16 protein-coding genes and 1 tRNA gene are annotated in these 20,360 nt (G+C 72.4%); 9 read left to right on the top strand and 8 right to left on the bottom strand.

Annotated elements, in window-relative coordinates:
- Positions 1–18: 18 nt before the first annotated feature.
- From recJ to ACSRUE_RS25735, 5 genes are all read right to left on the bottom strand, one after another.
- Positions 19–1,773, bottom strand: a complete 1,755-nt coding sequence (gene recJ, locus ACSRUE_RS25755) for a single-stranded-DNA-specific exonuclease RecJ (RefSeq protein ID WP_441285907.1) — start codon at positions 1,771–1,773, stop codon at positions 19–21.
- 78 nt (positions 1,774–1,851) lie between these two features.
- Positions 1,852–3,093: a protein translocase subunit SecF gene (secF, locus tag ACSRUE_RS25750; RefSeq protein ID WP_441285906.1), complete on the bottom strand. Its 1,242-nt coding sequence runs from the start codon at positions 3,091–3,093 to the stop codon at positions 1,852–1,854.
- 75 nt (positions 3,094–3,168) lie between these two features.
- Positions 3,169–5,322, bottom strand: coding sequence for a protein translocase subunit SecD (secD, locus tag ACSRUE_RS25745; RefSeq protein ID WP_441285905.1), 2,154 nt, complete (start codon positions 5,320–5,322; stop codon positions 3,169–3,171).
- A gap of 55 nt (positions 5,323–5,377) precedes the next feature.
- Entirely contained in the window at positions 5,378–5,812 is a 435-nt protein-coding gene (yajC, locus tag ACSRUE_RS25740; RefSeq protein WP_441285904.1) for a preprotein translocase subunit YajC, read from the bottom strand.
- Between the two features lie 202 nt (positions 5,813–6,014).
- Positions 6,015–7,157 carry a transketolase gene (locus ACSRUE_RS25735; protein ID WP_441285903.1) on the bottom strand — a complete coding sequence of 381 codons (1,143 nt, stop codon included), beginning with the start codon at positions 7,155–7,157 and terminating at the stop codon, positions 6,015–6,017.
- Between the two features lie 493 nt (positions 7,158–7,650).
- Here ACSRUE_RS25735 and ACSRUE_RS25730 point away from each other — a divergent pair.
- The 3 genes from ACSRUE_RS25730 to infC all read left to right on the top strand — a co-directional run bounded on the left by ACSRUE_RS25730 (position 7,651) and on the right by infC (position 9,055).
- A tRNA-Val gene (locus ACSRUE_RS25730) sits at positions 7,651–7,722 on the top strand.
- Positions 7,723–7,755: 33 nt separating this feature from the next.
- Positions 7,756–8,091, top strand: a complete 336-nt coding sequence (locus tag ACSRUE_RS25725) for a hypothetical protein (protein WP_441285902.1) — start codon at positions 7,756–7,758, stop codon at positions 8,089–8,091.
- Positions 8,092–8,329: 238 nt separating this feature from the next.
- Positions 8,330–9,055: a translation initiation factor IF-3 gene (gene infC, locus ACSRUE_RS25720; protein ID WP_441285901.1), complete on the top strand. Its 726-nt coding sequence runs from the start codon at positions 8,330–8,332 to the stop codon at positions 9,053–9,055.
- 184 nt (positions 9,056–9,239) lie between these two features.
- On the opposite strand, the gene ACSRUE_RS25715 is transcribed toward infC, so the two are convergent.
- Positions 9,240–10,778 (bottom strand): serine/threonine protein kinase, encoded by a 1,539-nt coding sequence (locus ACSRUE_RS25715; protein ID WP_441285900.1) that lies wholly within the window; start codon positions 10,776–10,778, stop codon positions 9,240–9,242.
- A gap of 194 nt (positions 10,779–10,972) precedes the next feature.
- A complete protein-coding gene (locus ACSRUE_RS25710; protein ID WP_441285899.1) occupies positions 10,973–11,668 on the bottom strand; it encodes an SMI1/KNR4 family protein in 696 nt (231 codons plus the stop codon).
- Between the two features lie 163 nt (positions 11,669–11,831).
- Between ACSRUE_RS25710 and ACSRUE_RS25705 the strand changes: the two genes are divergently transcribed.
- The 6 genes from ACSRUE_RS25705 to ACSRUE_RS25680 all read left to right on the top strand — a co-directional run bounded on the left by ACSRUE_RS25705 (position 11,832) and on the right by ACSRUE_RS25680 (position 17,849).
- Complete coding sequence (locus ACSRUE_RS25705; RefSeq protein ID WP_441285898.1) at positions 11,832–12,059, top strand: hypothetical protein; 228 nt, start codon at positions 11,832–11,834, stop codon at positions 12,057–12,059.
- Positions 12,056–13,666: a hypothetical protein gene (locus ACSRUE_RS25700; RefSeq protein ID WP_441285897.1), complete on the top strand. Its 1,611-nt coding sequence runs from the start codon at positions 12,056–12,058 to the stop codon at positions 13,664–13,666. Before ACSRUE_RS25705 ends, ACSRUE_RS25700 begins: the two co-directional genes overlap by 4 nt.
- Positions 13,667–13,733: 67 nt before the next feature.
- Positions 13,734–15,167, top strand: a complete 1,434-nt coding sequence (locus tag ACSRUE_RS25695) for a hypothetical protein (protein WP_441285896.1) — start codon at positions 13,734–13,736, stop codon at positions 15,165–15,167.
- A 22-nt stretch (positions 15,168–15,189) separates the two neighbouring features.
- A complete protein-coding gene (locus ACSRUE_RS25690; protein WP_441285895.1) occupies positions 15,190–16,563 on the top strand; it encodes an NAD(P)-binding protein in 1,374 nt (457 codons plus the stop codon).
- A gap of 93 nt (positions 16,564–16,656) precedes the next feature.
- A complete protein-coding gene (locus ACSRUE_RS25685; RefSeq protein ID WP_441285894.1) occupies positions 16,657–17,223 on the top strand; it encodes an FMN-binding protein in 567 nt (188 codons plus the stop codon).
- Positions 17,220–17,849, top strand: a complete 630-nt coding sequence (locus tag ACSRUE_RS25680) for a hypothetical protein (RefSeq protein ID WP_441285893.1) — start codon at positions 17,220–17,222, stop codon at positions 17,847–17,849. Before ACSRUE_RS25685 ends, ACSRUE_RS25680 begins: the two co-directional genes overlap by 4 nt.
- 89 nt (positions 17,850–17,938) lie before the next feature.
- Here ACSRUE_RS25680 and glgB read toward each other — a convergent pair whose 3' ends face one another.
- A complete protein-coding gene (gene glgB, locus ACSRUE_RS25675) occupies positions 17,939–20,185 on the bottom strand; it encodes a 1,4-alpha-glucan branching protein GlgB (protein ID WP_441285892.1) in 2,247 nt (748 codons plus the stop codon).
- Positions 20,186–20,360 lie beyond the last annotated feature (175 nt).

Genomic DNA, 20,360 nt, shown 5'->3' with positions numbered 1-20,360 from the left:
GAGGCCCGCCGCGAACGCTCAGTCGGACGCGGCGACGTGCTCGATCCTGATCTCGACGGCGTCCCCGCCGCGCCAGGCGTCGCGCCGGAGGCGGCCCACCACGTCGACGCGCTTGCCGGTGAACCGCGGCGCGAGCTCGCCCAGCTCGAACCCGAAGCACGAGATCTCGCGGCGGGCGAACGTGAGCTCCAGCTTGAGGTGGCCCTTCAGGTTCCTCGCGGAGCGCACGGCCGCGCCCGCCACGAGGACGTACGACGGGCGGTTGCCCTCGCCGCACGGCTCGAGCCGCTCGAGATCGCGCGCCACGGCCGCCGGATCGTCGCGATCGTCGAGCCGGACGTGGGCGGCCGCGACCGCCGCGGCGGCCGGGAGGTCCTGCTCGCGGAAGGCGTCGCACCACGCCGCCCGGAGCGCCTCGACGCGATCGGCGCGCACCTCGACGCCGGCCGCGGCCTGGTGGCCGCCGAAGCCGACGAGCTCGGCGCGGCACCGGGTGAGCGCGTCGTGGAGCCGCGCGCCCGCTGGACCGCGCACCGAGCCGCGCCCCTTCGCGCCCTCGAGCGCGATCACGATCGTCGGCTTGCCGTAGCGGCCCGTGATCCTGCCGGCGACGATGCCGACCACGCCGGGGTGGAAGCCCTGCCGCGCGATGACGATCGCAGGATCCCGATCGAACCCGGCGCGCTCGATCTCGGCGAGCGCGGAGGTCAGCATCTCGTCCTGGATCGCGCGCCGCTTCATCTGCGCCTGCTCCACCGTGGCGGCGAGCGCGGAGGCGGTCACGCCGTCGTGCGCGAGCAGGAGCTCCAGGGAGATGTCGGGATCGCCGAGCCGACCGGGCGCGTTGAGGCGGGGCGCGATCCGGAAGGCGACGTCCTCGGCGGACGCGCCGCGCCCGAGATCGAGGTTGGCGAGCGCCGCGAGCGCGCGGAGCCCTGGACGGGGCCCGGTCTGGAGCACGCCAAGGCCGGCCCGCACGAGCGCGCGGTTGTCGCCGGTCAGCGGCGCGACGTCGGCGACCGTGCCGATCGCCACGAGGTCGAGGTAGGGGCGGAGATCGAGCGACGAGCCGAGCTTCTTGCGCACGGCGGCCAGGAGCGAGAGCGCGAGCCCGCAGGAGGCGAGCCCCTTGTACGGGAAGCCGCAATCGGCGCGGTGCGGGTTCAGGAAGGCGATCGCGGGGAGCGGCTCGGCCGGCACGAGGTGGTGATCGATGACGACGCAGTCGATGCCGGCCGCGCGGGCCGCGGCCAGCCGCTCGTGATCGCTGGATCCGCAGTCGCACGTGATGAGCAGCGTGGGAGCGGCGCGGATCACGCGCTCCAGCGCGGGCGCCGAGAGGCCGTAGCTGCCTTCGGTGCGCGTCGCGAGGAGCGGCACGACCTGTCCCGAGAGGGCGCGCAGCCCGCCGGTCATGATGGCGGTCGCGGTGATCCCGTCGCAGTCGTAGTCGCCGAAGACGGCGATCCGCTCGCCGGCGCGCACGGCGCGCGCGATCCGCTCCGCGCTCGCCTCGCGATCGGCCATCGCGTCGGGCGACGTGAGGTGCGAGAGCCGCGGGTCGAGGAAGCGCCGGGTCGCGTCGTCAGGCGCCCAGCCGGCCCGGTGCAGGATGTCCGCGACCGTGATCGACAGCCCCAGCTGGCGCGCCATCACGAGCGCCTCGGCGGGCGCCTCGCCCGGATCCGCGACGGGCGCGGCGCCCCCCGCCGCGGGCGAGGCCGGCGCCTCGCGCTCGGGGAGCTCCCTCCAGGCCTCCGTGGCGGTGCTCATCAGAGAAGCGGGTACACCGACGGGGTGGGTGCGTCCATGGCCTGGGGCGGTTCACGCCGCGCGGCCACGGCGAGGCGCTCAGACGACCGCGTCGGCGCGCTTCTGCGTGCGGACGCGGCTGACCTTCCTGCGCTTGCCCGGGTTCGCGCGGAAGAACCGGCGGTCGATCCACTCGGTGAGCGGCGCCGCGACGTAGATCGACGAGTACGTGCCGACGGCGATCCCGACGACGAGCGTGAACGCGAAGTCCTTGATGACGCCCGTGCCATAGAAGAGGAACATGACGAGCGACAGCAGCGTCGTCATCGACACGAGGATCGTGCGCCCGAGCATCTCGGAGAGCGAGAAGTTGATGACGGCGGCGAAGCTCATGTCGCGGTGCTTCCCCAGGTTCTCGCGGATCCGGTCGTAGACGACGACCGTGTCCGTGATCGAGTAGCCGACGATCGTGAGCAGCGCTGCGACCGTGGAGAGGGTGATCTCCCGCTGCGTGATCACCATCGCGCCGAGCGCGATGCCGACGTCGTGCACGAGCGCGACGATGCCGCCGGGCGCGAACCGGATGTCGAACCGGAACGCGATGTACGCCATGATGAAGAAGATCGTGATGGCGACGCTCTTGATGGCCGCGTCGCGCAGCTGCGCGCCGGCCTTCGGGCCGATCCACTCGACCCGGAGCGCCTGCTCGGGCACCTTGTCCGCGCCGAGGTGCTGCCGGAGGCCATCCATCAGCTGGTCGCCCTTCGACTTCAGGTGGAGCTCGACCTTGTGGTCGCGCTCGCTCACGATGAGCGGGTTGTTCGCGCCGGCCCTGAGCTCGACCCCCTCGATGCCCTCGAGCTGCTTCCTGATCCCCTCCAGGTCGGGCGCGGTGTCGTAGCGCGTCGAGATCTTGTCGCCGCCGGGGCTGAACTTGACCTCGGTGGCGCGCACGGCGGGCGGGCAGCGGTCCTCGGGGACGGAGCCGTTCTCCGGCGGCAGGCACATCCGATCGCGCACCGCGGCCTTCTGCTGCTCCGACAGGGTGGAGACCTCGTGGACCCGGATGAGGTAGCGGTTCGGGTTGGCCTGGTCCGCGACGGACACGACGTCCGGGGCGTCGAAGCCCGCCTTGGTGACGGCCTCGCGGACCTCGGCGCTCGAGACCGGAGCCCGGAAGGCGACCTCGACCTCGGTGCCTCCCTTGAAATCGGTCCCGAGCGTCGGCCCCGGCACGATGAACGAGATGATCGACAGGATGAGCAGCACCGCGCTGAGCCCGATGAAGAGCCAGCGCTTGCTCATGAAGTCGAACTGACGGCCAGGTTTGATGAGTTCCATCGTCGTGTCTCAATCGGAGAGCCGCTCGCGCGTTCTCCCTCATAAGGTCGGAGATCGGCTCGCGCGCCCTCGTTCTCAGCCGAGCGAGAGCGTCTTGATCTTTCGGCCGCGGACCGCCCAGTCGAACATCAGGCGGGTGCAGACGACCCCGGTGAACAGGCTGATCGCGATGCCGACGATCAGCGTGATCGCGAAGCCCTTGATGGGGCCGGTGCCGTACTGCGCGAGGATGAGCCCCGAGATCAGCGTGGTCACGTGGCCGTCGAGGATGGCGCTGAACGCCTTGTCGTAACCGATGTCGACCGCGGCGCGCGGGCTCTTGCCGTTCCTCAGCTCCTCCCGGATGCGCTCGTTGATCAACACGTTGGCGTCGACCGCGATGCCCATGGTGAGCACCAGGCCGGCGATGCCGGGCAGCGTCATCGACGCCCCGAACATCGCGAGGACGGCGACCTGCAGGATGAGGTTGAAGATGACGGCGACGTCCGCGATGAGCCCGGCACGGCTGTAGATCACCACCATGAACACGACGACGAGCACGCCGCTCGCGATGGCCCCCTTCATGCTCTGCTGGATCGCGTCCTTGCCCAGCGACGGGCCGATGCGCTGCTCGTTCGAGGGGGAGATCGGGGCCGGCAGCGCGCCCGACCGGAGCACCAGCTCGAGCTTGCGCGCGTCCTGGAGCTGCTGATCGGGGTTCTGCGAGCCCATCGTGATCTGCGCGCGGCCGCCGCCGATCTTGGTCTGGATGACCGGCGCGCTCTCGACCTTCTCGTCGAGGATGATGGCGAACCGCCGCTTGACGTTCCTGCCGGTGATGTCCTCGAACCGGTCGGCGCCGGTCGGGGTGAAGTCCATCGACACGTACCAGCCGCCGAGGCCGCCGTCGCTCTGATCCGGGAGCGCCTGCGCGTCGCGCACCATGTCACCGGTGATCTCGGCCTTGCTGAAGAGGAAGTACGTCCGCCAGCCGATCTCCTCGATGGCGTCCTTCTCCTCGTTGAACTCGTACAGCTTGCCGAAGCCGACCTCGTTGTCCGCCGGGACCTGGAGGGTCCCGACCCACTCGCGCAGCCGCTTCAGCGTGTCGCGCATCTCCTCGTGCTCGGCGCGCACCATCCGGGCGAAGTGGACCGGCTTCGTCTTCCCGGGGCCGACCGGCGCGTTCTCGATCGAGAACGTCAGCCCCTTCGGGAGGTCCTCCTCCTTGGCGCTCCTCGCGATCGGCTCGAAGAAGTCCTGGTCGTCGTCGACCATCTTGAACTCGAGCCGCGCGGTCTGGCTGATGATCTCGCGGATCGTGGTGAACGCGCTCTCGTCGTCGCCGGGGACCTCGATGATGACGTCCTCGTCGCGCGTGGAGACGCTCGCCTCCTTGAGGCCGAGCCCGTCGACGCGGCGGAGCACCGTCTCCTTGGCCTGCGTCACCGCCCGCTCACGGATGTGGCTCGAGACCTCGTCGCGGATCCGGAACTTCGCGACGCGGCGATCCGCCGAGCGCTGGAGCTGCAGCTCGTGCAGGAACTTCGCCAGGAACTCGTCGTTGATCTTCTCGGAGTCCGCCGGGTCGTTGAACGTGATCACGATCGTGTCCGCCTGCTCGCGGGACTTCTCGATGCGGAGCTTCGTCTGGAGCTTCTGCATCTCCTCGATCGTCGGCGGCTTGTCGCCCTCGTGGAACCCGAACGACTTCGCGAGCGCCGCGCGCAGGTCGTCGTAGTACCGATCGCGCTTGTCGCTGATCGCCTCGTCGACGTCGACCGTGTAGACGAGGCGGAGGCCGCCCTTCAGATCGAGCCCGCGCACCAGGCGGAACGGGATGTTCGACGTCAGGAAGCGGCTGAACCCGAGCTCGCCGGCCCTCGCCTGGGTCTCCTGCTCCGCGACCTCCTCCGACGAGAGGCCGGTGTGGACGGGGCGGCCGTACCGCTCGTCGTGGTAGGTCGGGTAGATGGCGAGCGCCGAGCCGAGCGCCAGGAACAGCACGAAGCCCGTCTTTGCCCGCCACGCGAAATCGATCCACGGCCCGGCGCAGAGCAGCGCCCACGGCACCATCAGGCCGAACGTCGCGAGGGCCCAGAACACGTGGTAGTGGGCCGCGATCGCGGCGGCGCCGGCGGAGAGCGCCGCCCAGGCGAAGACGCTGCGCTTCGCTCGGCTGAGCCACGCGCCGAGGAGGCACAGGCCGGCGACGCCGGCGAACCCGTACTGGAAGATGTTTAGGAGCATGGAGTGTCGCGCCGCGGGGGCGGTAAAAAAGCTTCCTGTTGGGCCGAGCGCCGGCCTACGACTTCTTTTCCTTCGCCGCGTCGGCGACCTTGGCGTCAGCCGCCGCGACCTCGCCCGGATCGGGGCCCTGGATCGCGCTCTTCAGGACCTGCACGTTCACGCCGGGGGCGATCTCCAGCTTGACCCTGGGGGAGTTCGGGCTGATGTCGATGATCCTGCCGAGGAGCCCGGACTGCGTGACGACCCGGTCGCCCGCCTTCAGGCTCGACTCGATCTGCTTCTGCTTCTTGCTCTGGCTCCGCGTCATCACGAAGATGAGCAGCAGCGGCAGCGCCAGGATGAGGAACTGGAAGGCCCCTCCGCCGAACGGCGAAGAAGGCGGCGCCTCCTGCCCTCCGGACGGCGGCGATTGACCTTCGACCGGCGTCGCGGGCGCGTTGCCCGCTCGCCCGGGGGCGGCGTTCGGCTGGAACCAGTTTGAGCTTGCCAAGGTGACGCGTGTCTCCGGGCCCCGACGGGCTCGCCCGCAAATTGCGGGCCTGTCCCAACCCCCCGGGGCCCGCCTCCATACCCAGGATCCAGGGGTCGCGCAAGGAGCTAGGCGGGCAGGCTCACCCGGGCGTCCGGGGAATGCAGCCTGGCGGCCCTTTCCGCGCTTGCGTCCCCTGCCGCTCTTCCGCCGCCGCGCGGCGTCAGCCGTCGCTGCCGAACACGATGTGCCGGCGAGCGCGCTCCCCGCTCGCGATCTCCGCGAGCGAGAGGCGCACGTCGCGCTCGGTGATGGTGCCGTCGATCGTCGCGAACGTCGCGGAGAGGATCGGCGGGATGCGCCCGACGCTGGGGAAGCCCGGGGCCCAGGTGAGCGCGTCCGCGAACGCCGCCTTCACCCCGGCGGCGACGGGCCCGTACGGCGCGAGCGGCACGTCGAGCGGCTCCAGGACCACGATGGCCCTGGCCCGCCCGAGCGTCTTCACCACGTCGGCGCCGAAGAACGGGCGGAGCGCGCGTAGGCCCACGAGGCCGACGCGGCGGCCCTGCGCCCGCAGGCTGCGCACGACCTCGCGGGCCGCCGGGAACGCGCAGCCCACGACGACCAGGATCTCCTCCGCGTCCGCGGTGTCGACGCGCTCGATCGCGCCGAGCGGCCTGCCGGTCAGCTCGCAGAGCTCCCGCATCGCGCTGGCGAGCGCGAACGGAACGCGCGCGCAGAAGCCCCGCTCGGCCCGCTTCCGGACGACGCCGCGGCCCTGCGGGCGAGGCCCCCCGTCGCCGTCGCTCTCGCCCGGCGCCGCGTCGGTGAAGGTCGGCGCGCTCCGCTCGGAGCCGAGGAAGCGCGCCGCGAGCTCGCGCGCCCCGCCGAGGGCCGACACGTCCGACGGCAGCGCGTCGACGAGGTGCAGGAACGGCGTCTCGCTGTCCTCGGCGGCGCGCCGCGCGACGAGCGTCATGTCGGCCGCCTCCTGGCTGCTCCAGGTCACGAGCACCCCCGCGCCGACGTCGAGCGCAGGGGCGAGCTCGTCGCGCCCGACGGCGAGCCCGCCGCGCCGCTCGATGACGTGCACGGTGACCGGCGTCCGCACCGCCGCCGCCTCGCCGAGCGCGGCGAGCGCCCCGACCAGCTCGTGGGCGCCCAGCACGACGCTCGCGCGCTGCCCGGCGCGCGTGCGCGCGGCGGCGCCGCGGATCGCCTCGGTGGCGCACCCGGCGCGCTCGATCGGCAGATTGCCGGGCACGGCCGCGTGCGCGGCGAACAGCGCGCTCCCCGCGGCCACCTCGACATGTGCGATCACCGCCGCCGGATCCGGCGGCGAGCCTAGACCGTCAGGCCCTGCCATCCCATCGTTCGTCGCCCGAGCCGCACGCGAGGTCAAGCGCGAGCGCGATCGGCCTCCGCGCAGCGGACGGCCTGGAGTAGCGCGGCGATCGCGATCGTCGGTGTTCGTCAGTGTCCGGACGTAACTCCGAGAATTCACGCTCCTACCGCGCAATGAGTCTCCGCCGCGCGCGGCTGCCGGCGGCTGCCGACGGTCGCTCGCCCGGCGCGTCGAGCGCGTCGAGCGCGTCGTGGAAGCCTGCCGCGCCCGGCCTGTGGCTGCCGACGGGCCTCGTCGACTCATCGACGGCATCGACGGTCCGGCGAACCGGCCGCTCGACCGAGGCGGCGGGGCGAGGACGGCCGCCGCCGGAGCCTTCACCAGGAACCAGTCGCCATGCACCAGGCCGCCACGAGAAAAGCGACCCCACAAAACATATCGCTTGACGGACATCCCCCCCCTTGATAGGAGGCGCTCTCCGTTTCGTCGGCCTCTGGCCGAGCGGGCGGGACATAGGCGCGTAGCTCAGTGGTAGAGCACTACCTTGACACGGTAGGGGTCGCCGGTTCGAAACCGGCCGCGCCTACAAATCAGCAGGAGACCTAGCCTGCGAGGTTTCATGGCCCTCGATCAGACAGCCCTGGCCGCCCCGGCGGCCCGCACCTCGGTGCGCAAGGCTCTCGCCGACGACATCGCCAGGAACCGCCCCATCCTCGGCGCCCACGTCAACGGGCGCCTCGTCGATCTTCACCCCCCCTTCCACTGCGACGACTCGGCCCGGATCGGGCTGGTCCGGGCGAGCGCTCCGGATGGCCCTTCGGCGAACGCCGCGGCCGCCCTCCGGTCGCGCGACCTCGACGAGGCCCTCGGGGCGATGCCGCTCGCGGCGCTCGCCGACCGGCGAGCCGCAGCGCGGAAGCTCTCCCGGCTCGCCGTGAGCGCATCGGGTTCGTGACCTGCCGCTCCGGCCGGCCTCTCTCGCCCGGCAGTCCCTTCCCCACTTCCGTCGAGCCCGGCGCGCCATGGCCCGGAGCGCCGATGCGCCGCAGCGCTCCTCCTGCTTGCTGCCGTTGCCTGCGGCGCAGAGTCAGGCGACATTGTCGTCGTGATGGACGCCACGACCGGGCTCGGTCGCGAAGCGGCGGCCCGTCGCTTTCAAGAGCACAGAACACAAGGAGGCAGCGAAATATCACATGGCGATGAGACGCTTCGACCCTCGGCAGGCCCAGCGGGGGCCGCAGATCCGCATCAACCAGCGCATCCGCGTCCCGGAGATCCGCGTCATCGGTGATGATGGCGAGATGCTCGGCATCATGCAGACCCACGAGGCGCTGCGCCGAGCACAGGAGAAGGGGCTCGACCTCGTCGAGGTCAACCCGAAGGCGGATCCCCCGGTCTGCAAGATCCTCGACTTCGGCAAGTACAAGTACGACGAGAAGAAGAAGGCCCGCGAGGCGAAGCGCAAGCAGAGTGTGGTGGAGATCAAGGAGATCAAGCTCCGTCCCAAGACGGACGACCACGATCTCGAGTTCAAGACCAGGGCTGCTCACCGGTTCCTCGGCGCAGGCCACAAGGTGAAGTTCACGGTGCGCTTCCGCGGCCGCGAGATCACCCACCCGGAGAAGGCGCAGGAGCAGCTCGACTGGATCGTCCAGCACTGCGAGGAGATCGCGAACGTCGAGGTGCGCCCCATGATGGAGCAGCGCACGATGACGCTGATGATGGCGCCCAAGCCGGCGATCCTGCAGAAGGTGGCCCAGGCCCGCGCCGCCGCGGAGAAGGCGCGTCAGAAGGCGCTCCAGGAAGGGCGCGCCGCTCCTGCCCAGGACGACTCGGAGGACGAGGAGATCGAGAAGCTCGAGAGGCAGCTCGAGGAGCAGGACGACGAGGAGGACGACGAGGCGGAGGGGACCGAGTAACGCATCCGGCGAGAGAGCGCGCCACGACACCGATCACGGTGCGGCGCGCCTCGCAAGGGCGGCGTGTTGACGCGCGCTGACATGCGCCGAGCGCTCGCGCGCTGGGCACCTCGCCGCCGCGCAGCACGCAGCGCACCCATGGCCCGGCCGTGGGCGCCGCAAGGAGCACGCCCCCTCCGGCGGGTCAGTGCGGGATCAGGCCGCCGAACCACGCGCCTGCGGCGAGGGCGGCGAGCGCGGCGACGAGCAGCACGGCCTTCACCGCGTCGCCCCCGGTCCTGGCTGGAGGGGCCAGCTCCGGCTCCAGGTCGCGCGGCGCGGCCGGGACGAGCGGCGCGACAGGCGCCGGCGTGGGCGGCGCAGGGCGCTGCATCTCGGGTACGGGCTGCGGGGAGGCCAGCGTCGGCACGGCTCGCCTCTCGAGCGGCGGATGCGCCGGCACAGGTGGCGCGAGCAGCGCACCCGCTGGCCTGGAGGAGGGGACGCCGGAGGAAGGGGCGAGCGGAAGGCCGAACCCCGTCTCCTCGAGCGCGGCGAGGTTGCCCTCCTCGACCGACACGGTGGCGAGGGACCGCCGCATGACGTCCTCCCCCGGCGCCGAGAGCTTGTCCCCCGGCGCCGAGAGCTTGATCTCGTCGGCCCACTTGCCGATGTCCTCGAAGGCCGAGATCTTGAGCGGCTCGTTCAGGCGCGTGGTGCTCGGCGCCGCCTTGTCGTCCGGGAGCGACGTGAACTCGAGCAGCGTCTCCTCGATGAGCCGGTCGATGAACGACGCCTTGTCCGACGTGGGAGCCCGCTTCCGGAGCGCCATGGCGCTGCGGACGTGCTCGGCGATGTCGTAGGCGCTGACGGGCCTGCCGAACCTGTACAGGAAGGTCGTGAGATCCCGGCCGAGCTCGCGCGCCGAGTCATAACGCTCCCCGGGATCGCGGGCCAGCGAGCGGGCGATGATGCGATCGAGCTCGGGGGGGACCGCCTTGTTGCTCTCGGAGAGCGGCGGGATCTGCGCCTGCTGCACGAGCTTCACCGTCTGGTAGTCGGTGTCGCCGAGGAAGAGCCGCTTCCCGGAGAGCATCTCCCAGAGGATCGCGCCGAGCGCGAAGATGTCGGTGCGGTGATCGACCTCCTGGCCCTGCGCGGCCTCGGGCGAGAGGTAGCTGAACTTGCCCTTGATGATCCCGGCCTCGCTCTTCTCGAGCTGGCTCGTCGCCTTGGCGAGGCCGAAGTCGACGATCTTCACCTCGCCGTACTTCGTGATGAGCACGTTCGGAGGCGACATGTCCCGGTGGACGATCTTGAGCGGATGCCCGTCGGCCGCCTTGAGCTCGTGGGCGTACGTGAGCCCCTCGCAGAGCTTCGCGGTGATGAACACGGCGGACTCGACCGGGAGGGTGCGGCCGGCCTTGCGCATCGACTCGAGGACCGCCTTCAGGTCGGCGCCGTCCACGTACTCCATCACGATGAAGTACGCGTTGTCGCCGACGCCGATGTCGAACACCTGCGCGACGTTGGAGTGGGAGAGGTGCGCCGACAGCCGCGCTTCGTCGAGGAACATCGCGATGAAGCGCTTCTTCTCGCTGAGGTGCGGGAGCACGCGCTTAATCGCGACCTGCTTCTTGAACCCCTCGATCCCGGCGCTCTCCGCCAGGAAGACCTCGGCCATGCCGCCCGAAGCTAGCCGCTCGATGACCCGGTAGCGCTGCTGCTGGTGGGCATCCGTCATGGTCCGCCTAGTACACCACGTCCCACGCTGCGCGCGGAAACAACCGGCTCGTCTTCATCGGAGCCCGCGGGCGAGGCGCGCAAAGAGTGCGGCCTGTAACGAGCGCACACGAGCGCGCACGAGCGCGCGCCCTGTCCCCTGGACGCAGCCTTACGCGGGCATCGCAGGGGCCAGGCTCGGGAGGCGAGGCTCGCTCAGCCCGTGAGCGCGCTCCGCATGAACGGGCGAGGTGCAGGTGTGAGCGGCACCGCCACCGCGCGCACGCGGCTCCTCGACGCGACCGCGCCGCGCGCGAGCGCGGCGGGCTCGATCTGCGCGACCTGCGCGGCGGCGCGCATCCGGCGATCGTCGAGCTCCGCGGCGAGCATGTCCTTCACCATGTCGAGGAGCTCCGGGAAGCCCGACAGGCGCAGCCCGACGTCGTTCGTCCAGAGGATGATCTCGAGCTCTCCGTCGGGCGTCCTCGCCTCGGGATCCCACGCGAAGACCGTCTCGGCCGCCGCGTCGATGCCGAACGGGACGAGCGCGCTCCGGGTACCATAGCGGCCGCGCACGGTCGCCGACCCGCCGCCGCGCTCGCCCGCGCCGCGCACCTCCTCGCCCTCGCAGTGCTCGAGCACCATCCGCCCGACGTCCATGTACGAGCCGCGCGCGAGCGCGCGCACCCCGAGCAGGCTGGCGCCGGCGAACAGCTGCGGCCAGCCGTCGTGCCGCGAGAGCAGCTCCCGATAGCTCGGCGGCAGCGCCATCCCGAGGCGCCGCTCGACGCCGGCGATCGCCTCCTCGGGAGCCCCGGCCGGCGGTGCGATCGGCATTCCCCGCCGTGGATCCATCCGCGCGAGCTCCAGCTTGAGCGCGCGGATGCGGTGCATCGACTCGAGCCACTCCATGCGCGCGACCCTACGCGCGCGGCGCCGGAACGAGCAAAAAACGAGCGACGCTCCGCCCGCCGCGCAGGCGCAACCTGGGGGGACACGCGCGCTTGACAGTCATTTGGGTCAGCGGCACGGTGCTTGCGTGGCTGGCTTGGGCTCCTGGGCATCGTTTCGCACCGTGTTCGTCGTGGCGGGCGCCACGTTCGTCGTCGCGTCGCTCGCGACCGCGTGCCTCGACTACGCGGGCGAGGAGCTGTTCGATCAGTGCGACACGCCGGCGGCGCCGCTCCCCGGCTCGGGGTCCGGCTCGGGCGCCACCACGAGCGCCGGGACGGCCAGCGTGGATCAGCCGGACTGCGGCGCGCCGACGCACGCGCCCGGCTCGGGATCCGGCTCGGGCTCGTGAGGGAAGAGCGGCGCGATCTCCTCGCCCTCGCCGCGCTCACCGCCGCCGCGCTCGCCTCGCGCCTGCTCTTCCGCATCGATCACGACGAGGACATCGACGCGCTCCGGTTCGCGCTCGGCGTGGAGCGGTTCGACGTGGCGGCGCTCCGCCCGCACGCGCCGTACTACCCCGTGTTCGTCGCGGCGGCGAAGGGGCTCGCGCTGCTCGGCGCGACGCCGCGCGCGGCGCTCGCCCTCGTCAGCGCCGCGTCCGGCGCGGCCGCCGTCGCGTTCACCGCCCTGCTCGCGCGCGACGTCGCCGGGCGGCGCGCCGCGGTGTTCGCCGGGGTCCTCGCGCTCGCGTCGCCGTTCCTCTGGCTGTCGTCCGAGAAGCTCCTCAGCGACATGGCCGGCACCGCGGTGGTGACCGCGGCGCTCTGGCTGTGCGCCCGCGCGCGGCGCCCCCGCGGCGCGCAGGCGGCCGCTCCGGCCGCGCCGCTGGATGCCGCCGCCGCGGCGGCGCGCACGCGCACCTGGGCGCTCGTGCTGCTCGGCGTCGGGCTCGGCGTGCGGCTCTCCTACTTCCCGTTCGCGCTCGCCTGCCTCGCCGTCATCGCCCGCGGCGAGGGCGGCCGCCTCGCGTGGCTCGCGCGCGGCCGCGACCTCGCGGCCGGCGCGCTCGCGTGGCTCGTGCCGCTCGTGCTGATCGCGACGCCGCGCGACCTCGTCGCGACGACGTGGGTCCAGGGGCTCGGGCACTTCACCCGCTGGGGAGGGACGGCGATCACCGTCTCGTCGCCGCTCGATCGCCTCCGCGGCGTGATCTGGGGGATCTGGTCCAACGGGCTCGGCGGAGCGTGGCCCGACGCGCCGGCGGCGCGCTGGCTCGGCGCGCCGCTCCTGATCGCGCTCCTCGCCGCGGGCGCGCTCCAGGTCGCGTCGCGAGAGCGGGCCGCGCGCGCGCTGCGCGAGCAGCCCGAGCTCTGGGCCGCCGCGTTCGCTTACTTCCTCTGGGCGCTCCTCGGGCAAAACATCGCCTACAAGCCGCGGCACTGGCTCCCGCTCGTCCCGCTCCTCCTCGTCGCCATCGCCGCCGGCGCAGCGGCCCTCTCGGCGGCGCGCCCCGTGGCGGAGGGCGCTCCGCGCCACCGCGCGCTCCGCGCGACCGCGCCCTTCGCCCTCGTCGCGGCCCTCGCGGCGCAATGGCTCGCCGACGCGATCTCGCTCGCTCGCCAGCACGAGGCGCCCTCGCCGGCGGCCGCGATCGTGCGCTTCCTCCGCGACGATGCCGCGCCGCCGCGCCCGGTGCTCACGCGCGACCTCGACCGGATGATCCAGGAGGGCGCGCCGGGCCGGCTGCCCGTGCGCGTCCGCGACGACGCCGCGCTCGTCCGCGGCGTCGAGCAGGCCGGGCCTGGCGGCGCGCTCATCACCAGCGAGGCGCTGTCGCAGGAGGCGCGCGACGCGCTCGCTGATCGCGGTTACGTGATCGCGCTCCGCTTCGCGCGCCCGCGCTCGCGCTACGTCGACGCGCTCTGGAGCGACCTCGCCCTGCTCGAGGCGCTGCCCGCCGGACCTCCGGCAGGCGGCGCGCTCTCGCGCGCGCCCCACGGCGCGCCCCCTCGCTGAAAACGAGGTTGACCTCCGTTTTCAAGGGCGCGAAGACTCCCGCCCCCCCGGGCTCCCGGTCCTCGTCATGAAAGCGATCACGTCCCTGTGGCCTCGCTCCGCGGGCGCCGTCCTCGGCGCGCTGCTGCCCTTCGCCGCCGCCGCGCAGCCCGCGCCCGCCACGCAGCCCGCGCCCGCCACGCAGCCTGCGCCTGCGGGGGAGCCTGCGCCCACCATGCAGCCTGCGCCCGCCCCCGCCGCGCAGCCCGCGCCGGAAGGCCCGGTCCTCGACCTGGCGCCCGAGCACGCCGCGCCGCCGCCGGAGCCCCGGAAGCCCGCCGTCGGCCTCGGCGCCGGAGAGGCGCCCGAGCACGAGCTCGTCCGCGGCCTGACCGAGCAGCGGTTCCGCAGCGCCGGGGCGAGCGCCAGCAGCACCTCCGTCGGCGGCTACGGCGAGGTGCATGTCCGCGGCACGACGACCGGCCGCGAGGGCGAGCGCGCGTGGGTCGCCGACATCCCCCGGCTCGTGCTCTTCGTGGCGCACGAGTTCACGGCCGACATCCGGTCCTACGTCGAGCTCGAGGTGGAACACTCGATCTCCTGCGCGAGCTGCCCGGGCGCCGCGGAGCTGGAGCAGGCCTACATCGAGTGGAACGCGGCAGGCCGCGCCCTCGGGCTGCGCGCGGGCCTCGTGCTCGTCCCGATCGGGATCATCAACCAGTGGCACGAGCCGCCGGTGTTCCACGGCGTGGTCAGGCCCAAGGTCGACACCCTCGTCATCCCCTCGACGTGGCGCGAGATCGGGATCGGCGCGTTCGGGCAGCCGCTCGACTGGCTGCGCTTCGAGGCCTACGCCATGACCGGCCTCGATCCGCTCGGCTTCCGCGCGGGCGGCCTCGCCGGCGGGCGGCAGAACGGCGGGCTCGCCCGCGCCAACGCATGGGCGGCGGTCGCGCGCGTCGAGGCCGAGCCGCTGCTCGGGGTCGTCGCGGGCGCGTCGGTGTACGCGAGCGACGCCGGCCCGAACGGCGAGGGCAAATTCTTCCTTCGCGATGGCACCCCGGTGGATCTGTCGATCCCGGTCCTCGGCTGGTCGCTCGACGCGCGCTGGCGCAGGAGCGGCCTGGAGACGCGGGTCCTGTTCGCCGAGTGGCACCTGCCCGAGGCGCGCGCCCTGATGGTCTCGTTCAACGAGAGCGGCGCACCGAACTTCATCGATCCCACGAGCCCCGTGGCCACCCGGATCCGCGGCGGCTATGTCGAGGCCGCGTTCGACGTGCTCCGCCCGCTCGGCGTGGGCCACGAGCTCCTGCCGTTCGCGCGCGTCGAGGCGTACGACACGCAGTCCGCGGTGCCCGAGGGCTACAAGGCCAACGCCTCGTACGGCGTCCGCGAGCTCACGCTCGGCGCCTCGTACCGGCCGACCCAGGGGGTCGTCGTGAAGGCCGACTACCAGCTGCGCGACCGCACCCTCGGGTTCGACCAGACGCAGCTCAATTTGGGCCTCGGCTTCATGTACTGAGCGCGCCGGACGCGGGCACACCATGTCACTCCGTCCAGACGACGCCGGGCCCGAGCGCCTCGTGGTCGGCGCCGGCATCTCCGGCCTCTACGCCGCGCTGCTGCTCGCGCGGGCCGGCCGGCGCGTGCGCCTCCTCGAGCGTGCGGCGCGGGCCGGCGGGCTCGCGGGCGCCGAGACGTTCCGCGGCCTGCCGTGCGATCTCGGCTCGCACCGGCTCCACCCGGCCGCCCTCGAGCAGCCGCTCTTCCGCGAGGTGCACGCGCGCTCCCCGTTCCTCTCCCGCCCGCGCCGCGGGGTGCTCGTGCTCGGCGAGCGCCACGTCCCCTACCCGCCGAGCGCGCCCTCGATGCTCCGCGCGCTCGGCCTCCGCGCCGGCGCCGCCATGGGCCTCGGGTTCGTGGCGCAGCGCGGCCGCCGCGCGGCCTTCGCCCGCTGGGAGCACGACCGCGCCCTCGCCGGCGAGGACGTCGGCTTCGAGCGGTTCGTGCGCGACCGCGTCGGCGCGGCGGCCTACGCGTCGTTCTACCGGCCCTATGCCGAGAAGGTCTGGGGCCTCCCGCCGTCCGAGCTCTCCCAGACCGTCGCGAAGAAGCGGATCAGCACGACGAGCCCGCTCGCGCTGTTCAAGGGGCTCGCCCGCGGCCGCGGCGGCGCCTCGGCGGATCTCGCGCGGTTCATCTACCCGCCGGCGGGCATCTCGTCGCTCATCACGTACCTCGAGGCGCGCCTCGCGGAGGCCGGCGTCGAGGCCGAGTGCGGGACCGCCCTCGGCCTGGCCGGGGCGGGCGCGCGCGCCGGCGCGGCGCCGATCCTGTTCGCCGGCGATCTCGCGGATCTCGTGCCCGACGCGCCGCTCGAGCACCGCGGGCTCTACCTGGTCTACCTGGCGTACCCGCGCGCGCGGCTCGGCGCCCCGGAGACGTACTACTGCCCCGACCCGCGCTTCTGGTTCGGCCGCGTCTCCGAGCTGCAGAACTACGCGCCCGATCTCCGCCGCCCGGGCGAGACGGTGCTGTGCGTCGAGATCCCCGAGGGGGCCTGGGGGAGCGGGCGCGACTTCGCCTCGGGCCCGCCGCTCGAGGCGCTGCTCGACCAGCTCGTGCGCGCGGGCATCGCCCCGCGCGGGGTGGCGCCGCTCGAGGCCCGACAGCGCTTCGTGCCCCGCGTGTACCCGCTCTACCGGCGCGGCTGGCTGCGGGACTGGCGGGCCGCGATGCGCCGCGCCGCCGCGCTCGGCGTGGTCCCCTTCGGGCGGCAGGCGCTCTTCCTGCACTGCAACCTCGATCACTGCGCCGCGATCGCGGCCGACGCGGTGGCGCACGTCGAGGCCGGCCGCAGCCCGGAAGCATGGGCGCTGAACGCCGAGCGCTACCTGGACGTACGGGTGCGCGACTGACGCAACTGACGCAACTGACGCCCGCGCCGCAAATCCGCGCCCCAAACGCCGTTGACTTTGACTTTCACGAATGACAGCTTCGTCGGAGCTTTGATGCGTCCTTCTCGTGACCTCCGCGCCGCCCACTTCGCTGCAGCAGCGGCGCTCACGTTCATCCTGGCGGCGCTGCCCGCCCACGGCGCGACGTACTGGACGGTCCCTGCTGTCCTGAAGAGCTTCTTCGCGAGCTCGAAGAAGGTCGGTTATCGCAAGGTCGTCCTCGGCGACGCGGAGGCGCAGGAGCTCGGCAAGAAGCTGGGGGCGCCGGTCAAGCGCGAGTGGGTGGTGTACGTCGCGGAGTCCGACGGCAAGATCGACGGCTACGCGATCAAGGACGAAGAGAAGGGGATGCACGAGCCGATCGACTTCGCCGTGCAGTTCTCGACGGCCGGCGCGGTGGAGCGCATCGAGATCCTCGAGTACCGCGAGGCGTACGGCGACGAGGTCCGCGGCGATCGGTTCCGCGCCCAGTTCCGCGGCAAGACGGCGGGCGACCCGATCACCGCGGGCAAGGACATCGACATCGTGTCGGGCGCATCCATCTCGTCCCGCTCCGTGGCCCTCGGCGTCAAGCGCGACGCGCTCGTCCTCCAGCTCGCGCTGAAGCGCGGCGGACTGTGAGGGATTTCACAGCTTCAGCCGGTCGGCTGAGGTCGCTCTCGCTCGGCGCGAAGCTCCTCTACTCGGCGTTCGCGCTCGCGTCGGTCCTCGGGCTGCTCGTGTCGTGGCGCCTCTACGGGGCGATGGTGCAGGACGCGGGGGCCGCCGCGTACTACGCGGGCGCGGCGGTCGCCACGCCGCCGCCTGCCCCGACCCAGGCGCCCGCGGCGGCCGAGGGGCCCGCGCTCGATCTGGGCCCGGAGCTCGAGCTCCCCGGAACGCCGGAGGCGCCGCGCGTCCTCGTCGAGCAGATCTCCGAGCGGAAGCTGCTCGAGGTGACGCATTTCCACCTCTTCTCGGTGCCGGTCTACGTGCTGATCCTCGCGCACCTCTGGCTGCTCGCGCGCCTGCCGTCGTGGCTCCACACCGCGGGCGTCGCGGCGGCCGTCGTCACGAGCGGGCTGCACATCGCGGCGCCATGGCTCATCCGGAGCGCGCCCGGCGCCGCGGCGCTGATGCCCATCTCCGGCGTGGCGATGCTGCTGTCGCTCGGCGCCATGGCGGTCGTCTCGACGGTGGACATGTGGCTGCCGAGGCGCTCGCGGCGAGGCGAGGCAGCGCCGGCCGACGAGGCCCAGGCCCAGTAACCCGCCGCGCGCGCCCCGCGCGGCGCGCGCTCGCCCCGACGAGCGAAGGCGCCCCTGGGGACCTGGTTACCAGCGCGCCGGACGAGGCCTCAGCCCGGCGCGTCCTGCTCGGGGACGAGCCAGAGCACCCCCAGCGGCGGGAGCGAGAGCACGATGGATTGCGGGAACCCGTGGCTCGGGACGTCCTCGACCTCGACGCGACCCAGGTTGCCCACGCCGCTGCCGCCGTACTGGACCGCATCGGTGTTGAGCACCTCCAGGTAGGCGCCGCGCCGCGGGACGCCGATCCGGTAGTGATGGCGCGGGACCGGCGTGAAATTGCCGATGAACACGACGTGCGTGCCCGAGGGCGACATCTGATCTCCCGCGCCGTCGCCGTAGCGGATGAACGAGATCACGGTCTGCATGTGGTCCGTGCAGTCGATCCACCGGAAGCCGTGGTGCTCGTCGTCGAGCTCGTACATCGCCGGATACTTCTTGTAGAGCGCGTTGAGCTCCGTCACGAGCCGCTTGAGCCCCGCGTGCTCGGGCACCGAGAGCAGGCCCCAGTCGAGCTCCGTCTTCTCGCTCCACTCGGCGAACTGGCCGATCTCACCGCCCATGAAGAGCAGCTTCTTGCCCGGGTGCGCCCACATGTAGCCGTAGAGCGCGCGCAGGTTCGCCAGCATCTGCCAGTAGTCGCCGGGCATCTTCGAGAGCAGCGCCCGCTTGAGGTGCACGACCTCGTCGTGGCTCAGCGGCAGGAGGAACTTCTCGGAGAAGGCATAGATCAGCCCGAACGTGAGCTGGTGGTAGTGGAAGGCGCGGTGGATGGGCTCGTGCTTGAAGAAGTCGAGCGTGTCGTGCATCCACCCCATGTTCCACTTGAAGTCGAAGCCGAGCCCGCCGACGTACGTCGCGTGGGTCACCGACGGCCAGGCGGTGGACTCCTCCGCGCAGAGGATCGCGCCCGGACAGCGCTCGTGCACCCGGTTCGACAGCTCCCGGATGAAGTCGATGGCCTCGATGTTCTCGCGGCCGCCATACCGGTTCGGCACCCAGTCGCCGCCCTGCGCGGCGTAGTCGAGGTAGAGCATCGAGGCGACCGCGTCGACCCGCAGGCCGTCGATGTGGAACTCGTCGAGCCAGTAGAGCGCGTTGGCCACAAGGAAGTTCCGCACCTCGTGGCGGCCGTAGTTGAAGATGTACGTGTTCCACTCGCGGTGCTCGCCGAGGCGCGGGTCGAGGTGCTCGTAGAGCGCCGTGCCGTCGAACCGCCCGAGCGCCCACGCGTCCTTGGGGAAGTGCGCGGGGGTCCAGTCGAGGATCACGCCGATCCCCCGCTGGTGGCAGCGGTCGATGAAGTAGCGGAGGTCGTCGGGATCGCCGAAGCGGCTGGTCGGGGCGAAGTAGCCCGCCACCTGGTAACCCCACGACCCGTCGAAGGGGTGCTCCATGACCGGCATGAGCTCGATGTGCGTGAAGCCGAGCTCGGCCACGTACTCGACGAGGTGGTCGGCGAGCTCGCGGTACGTCATCCAGCGCATCCCGCCCTCGTACGGCGGGCCCTCGCCCGGCACGCGCCGCCACGAGCCGGCGTGGACCTCGTAGATCGTGAGCGGCTTCTTGCGGGAGTCGATCTTGCCGCGCTCCTGCATCCAGTCGCCGTCCTGGAACGCGTAGCGGCTCGTGTAGACCCGCGAGGCGGTGGCCGGCCGGAGCTCCATCGCCTGGGCGACGGGATCGGTCTTCACCGTGATGTGCCCCTCCGGCGTCTTGATCTCGTACTTGTAGAGCGCGCCCTCGCCGAGGCCCGGGATGAAGATCTCCCAGAAGCCCTCGCCCATCCGGCGCATCGCGTGGCGGCGGCCGTCCCAGTGGTTGAAGTCGCCGAGGACGCTCACCCGCCGCGCGTTCGGGGCCCAGACCGCGAACGACGTCCCGGAGACCCCGTCCACCTCGCGCACGTGCGCGCCGAGGACCCGGTAGAGCTCCCAGTGCCGCCCCTCGGCCAGGAGGTGGCGGTCGATCTCCCCGAGCGTCGGCGGCATCGCGTACGGGTCGAGCTCCACCGAGGAGTTGCCGTCCGCGAAGCGCAGCTCGAGCTGGTACGGGAAGCGTCCGTCCGCGGGGTAGGACACGCCGGGGAAGCGCGCCTCGAAGAGGCCCGCGGGGTGGACGCGCTCCATCGGCTGCCTCCGGAGCCTGGGGTCGCCCGGGACCACCGCGATCTCGGTGGCGTCCGGCCGAAAGACGCGGACCACCAGGTCGTCCTCGTCTTCGTGCGCGCCGAGCACGTGGTGCGGATCCGGATGCTCGACTGCCGCGATGAGATCGAGTTCTCGTTGTTCCAACATGTCGGGGTCCGCCTATAGCGGCTCCACTCGCCGACGTCATGCCGAGAGTCCGCCCGAGACGCCGACCAGGCTCACCCGGGCACACCGGCGCGGCCTGCAGCGCCGGTCCCCCCTGGCGCAACCAGGGTGTGCTCACCATTTGTCCGCAGCGCAACAGCGGATGTCAGTGGGCCGG

The sequence above is a fragment of the Sorangium sp. KYC3313 genome (assembly GCF_052075895.1).
Taxonomy (GTDB): domain Bacteria; phylum Myxococcota_A; class Polyangia; order Polyangiales; family Polyangiaceae; genus Sorangium; species Sorangium cellulosum_B.
This window is presented reverse-complemented; position numbering and strand designations above follow the sequence as displayed.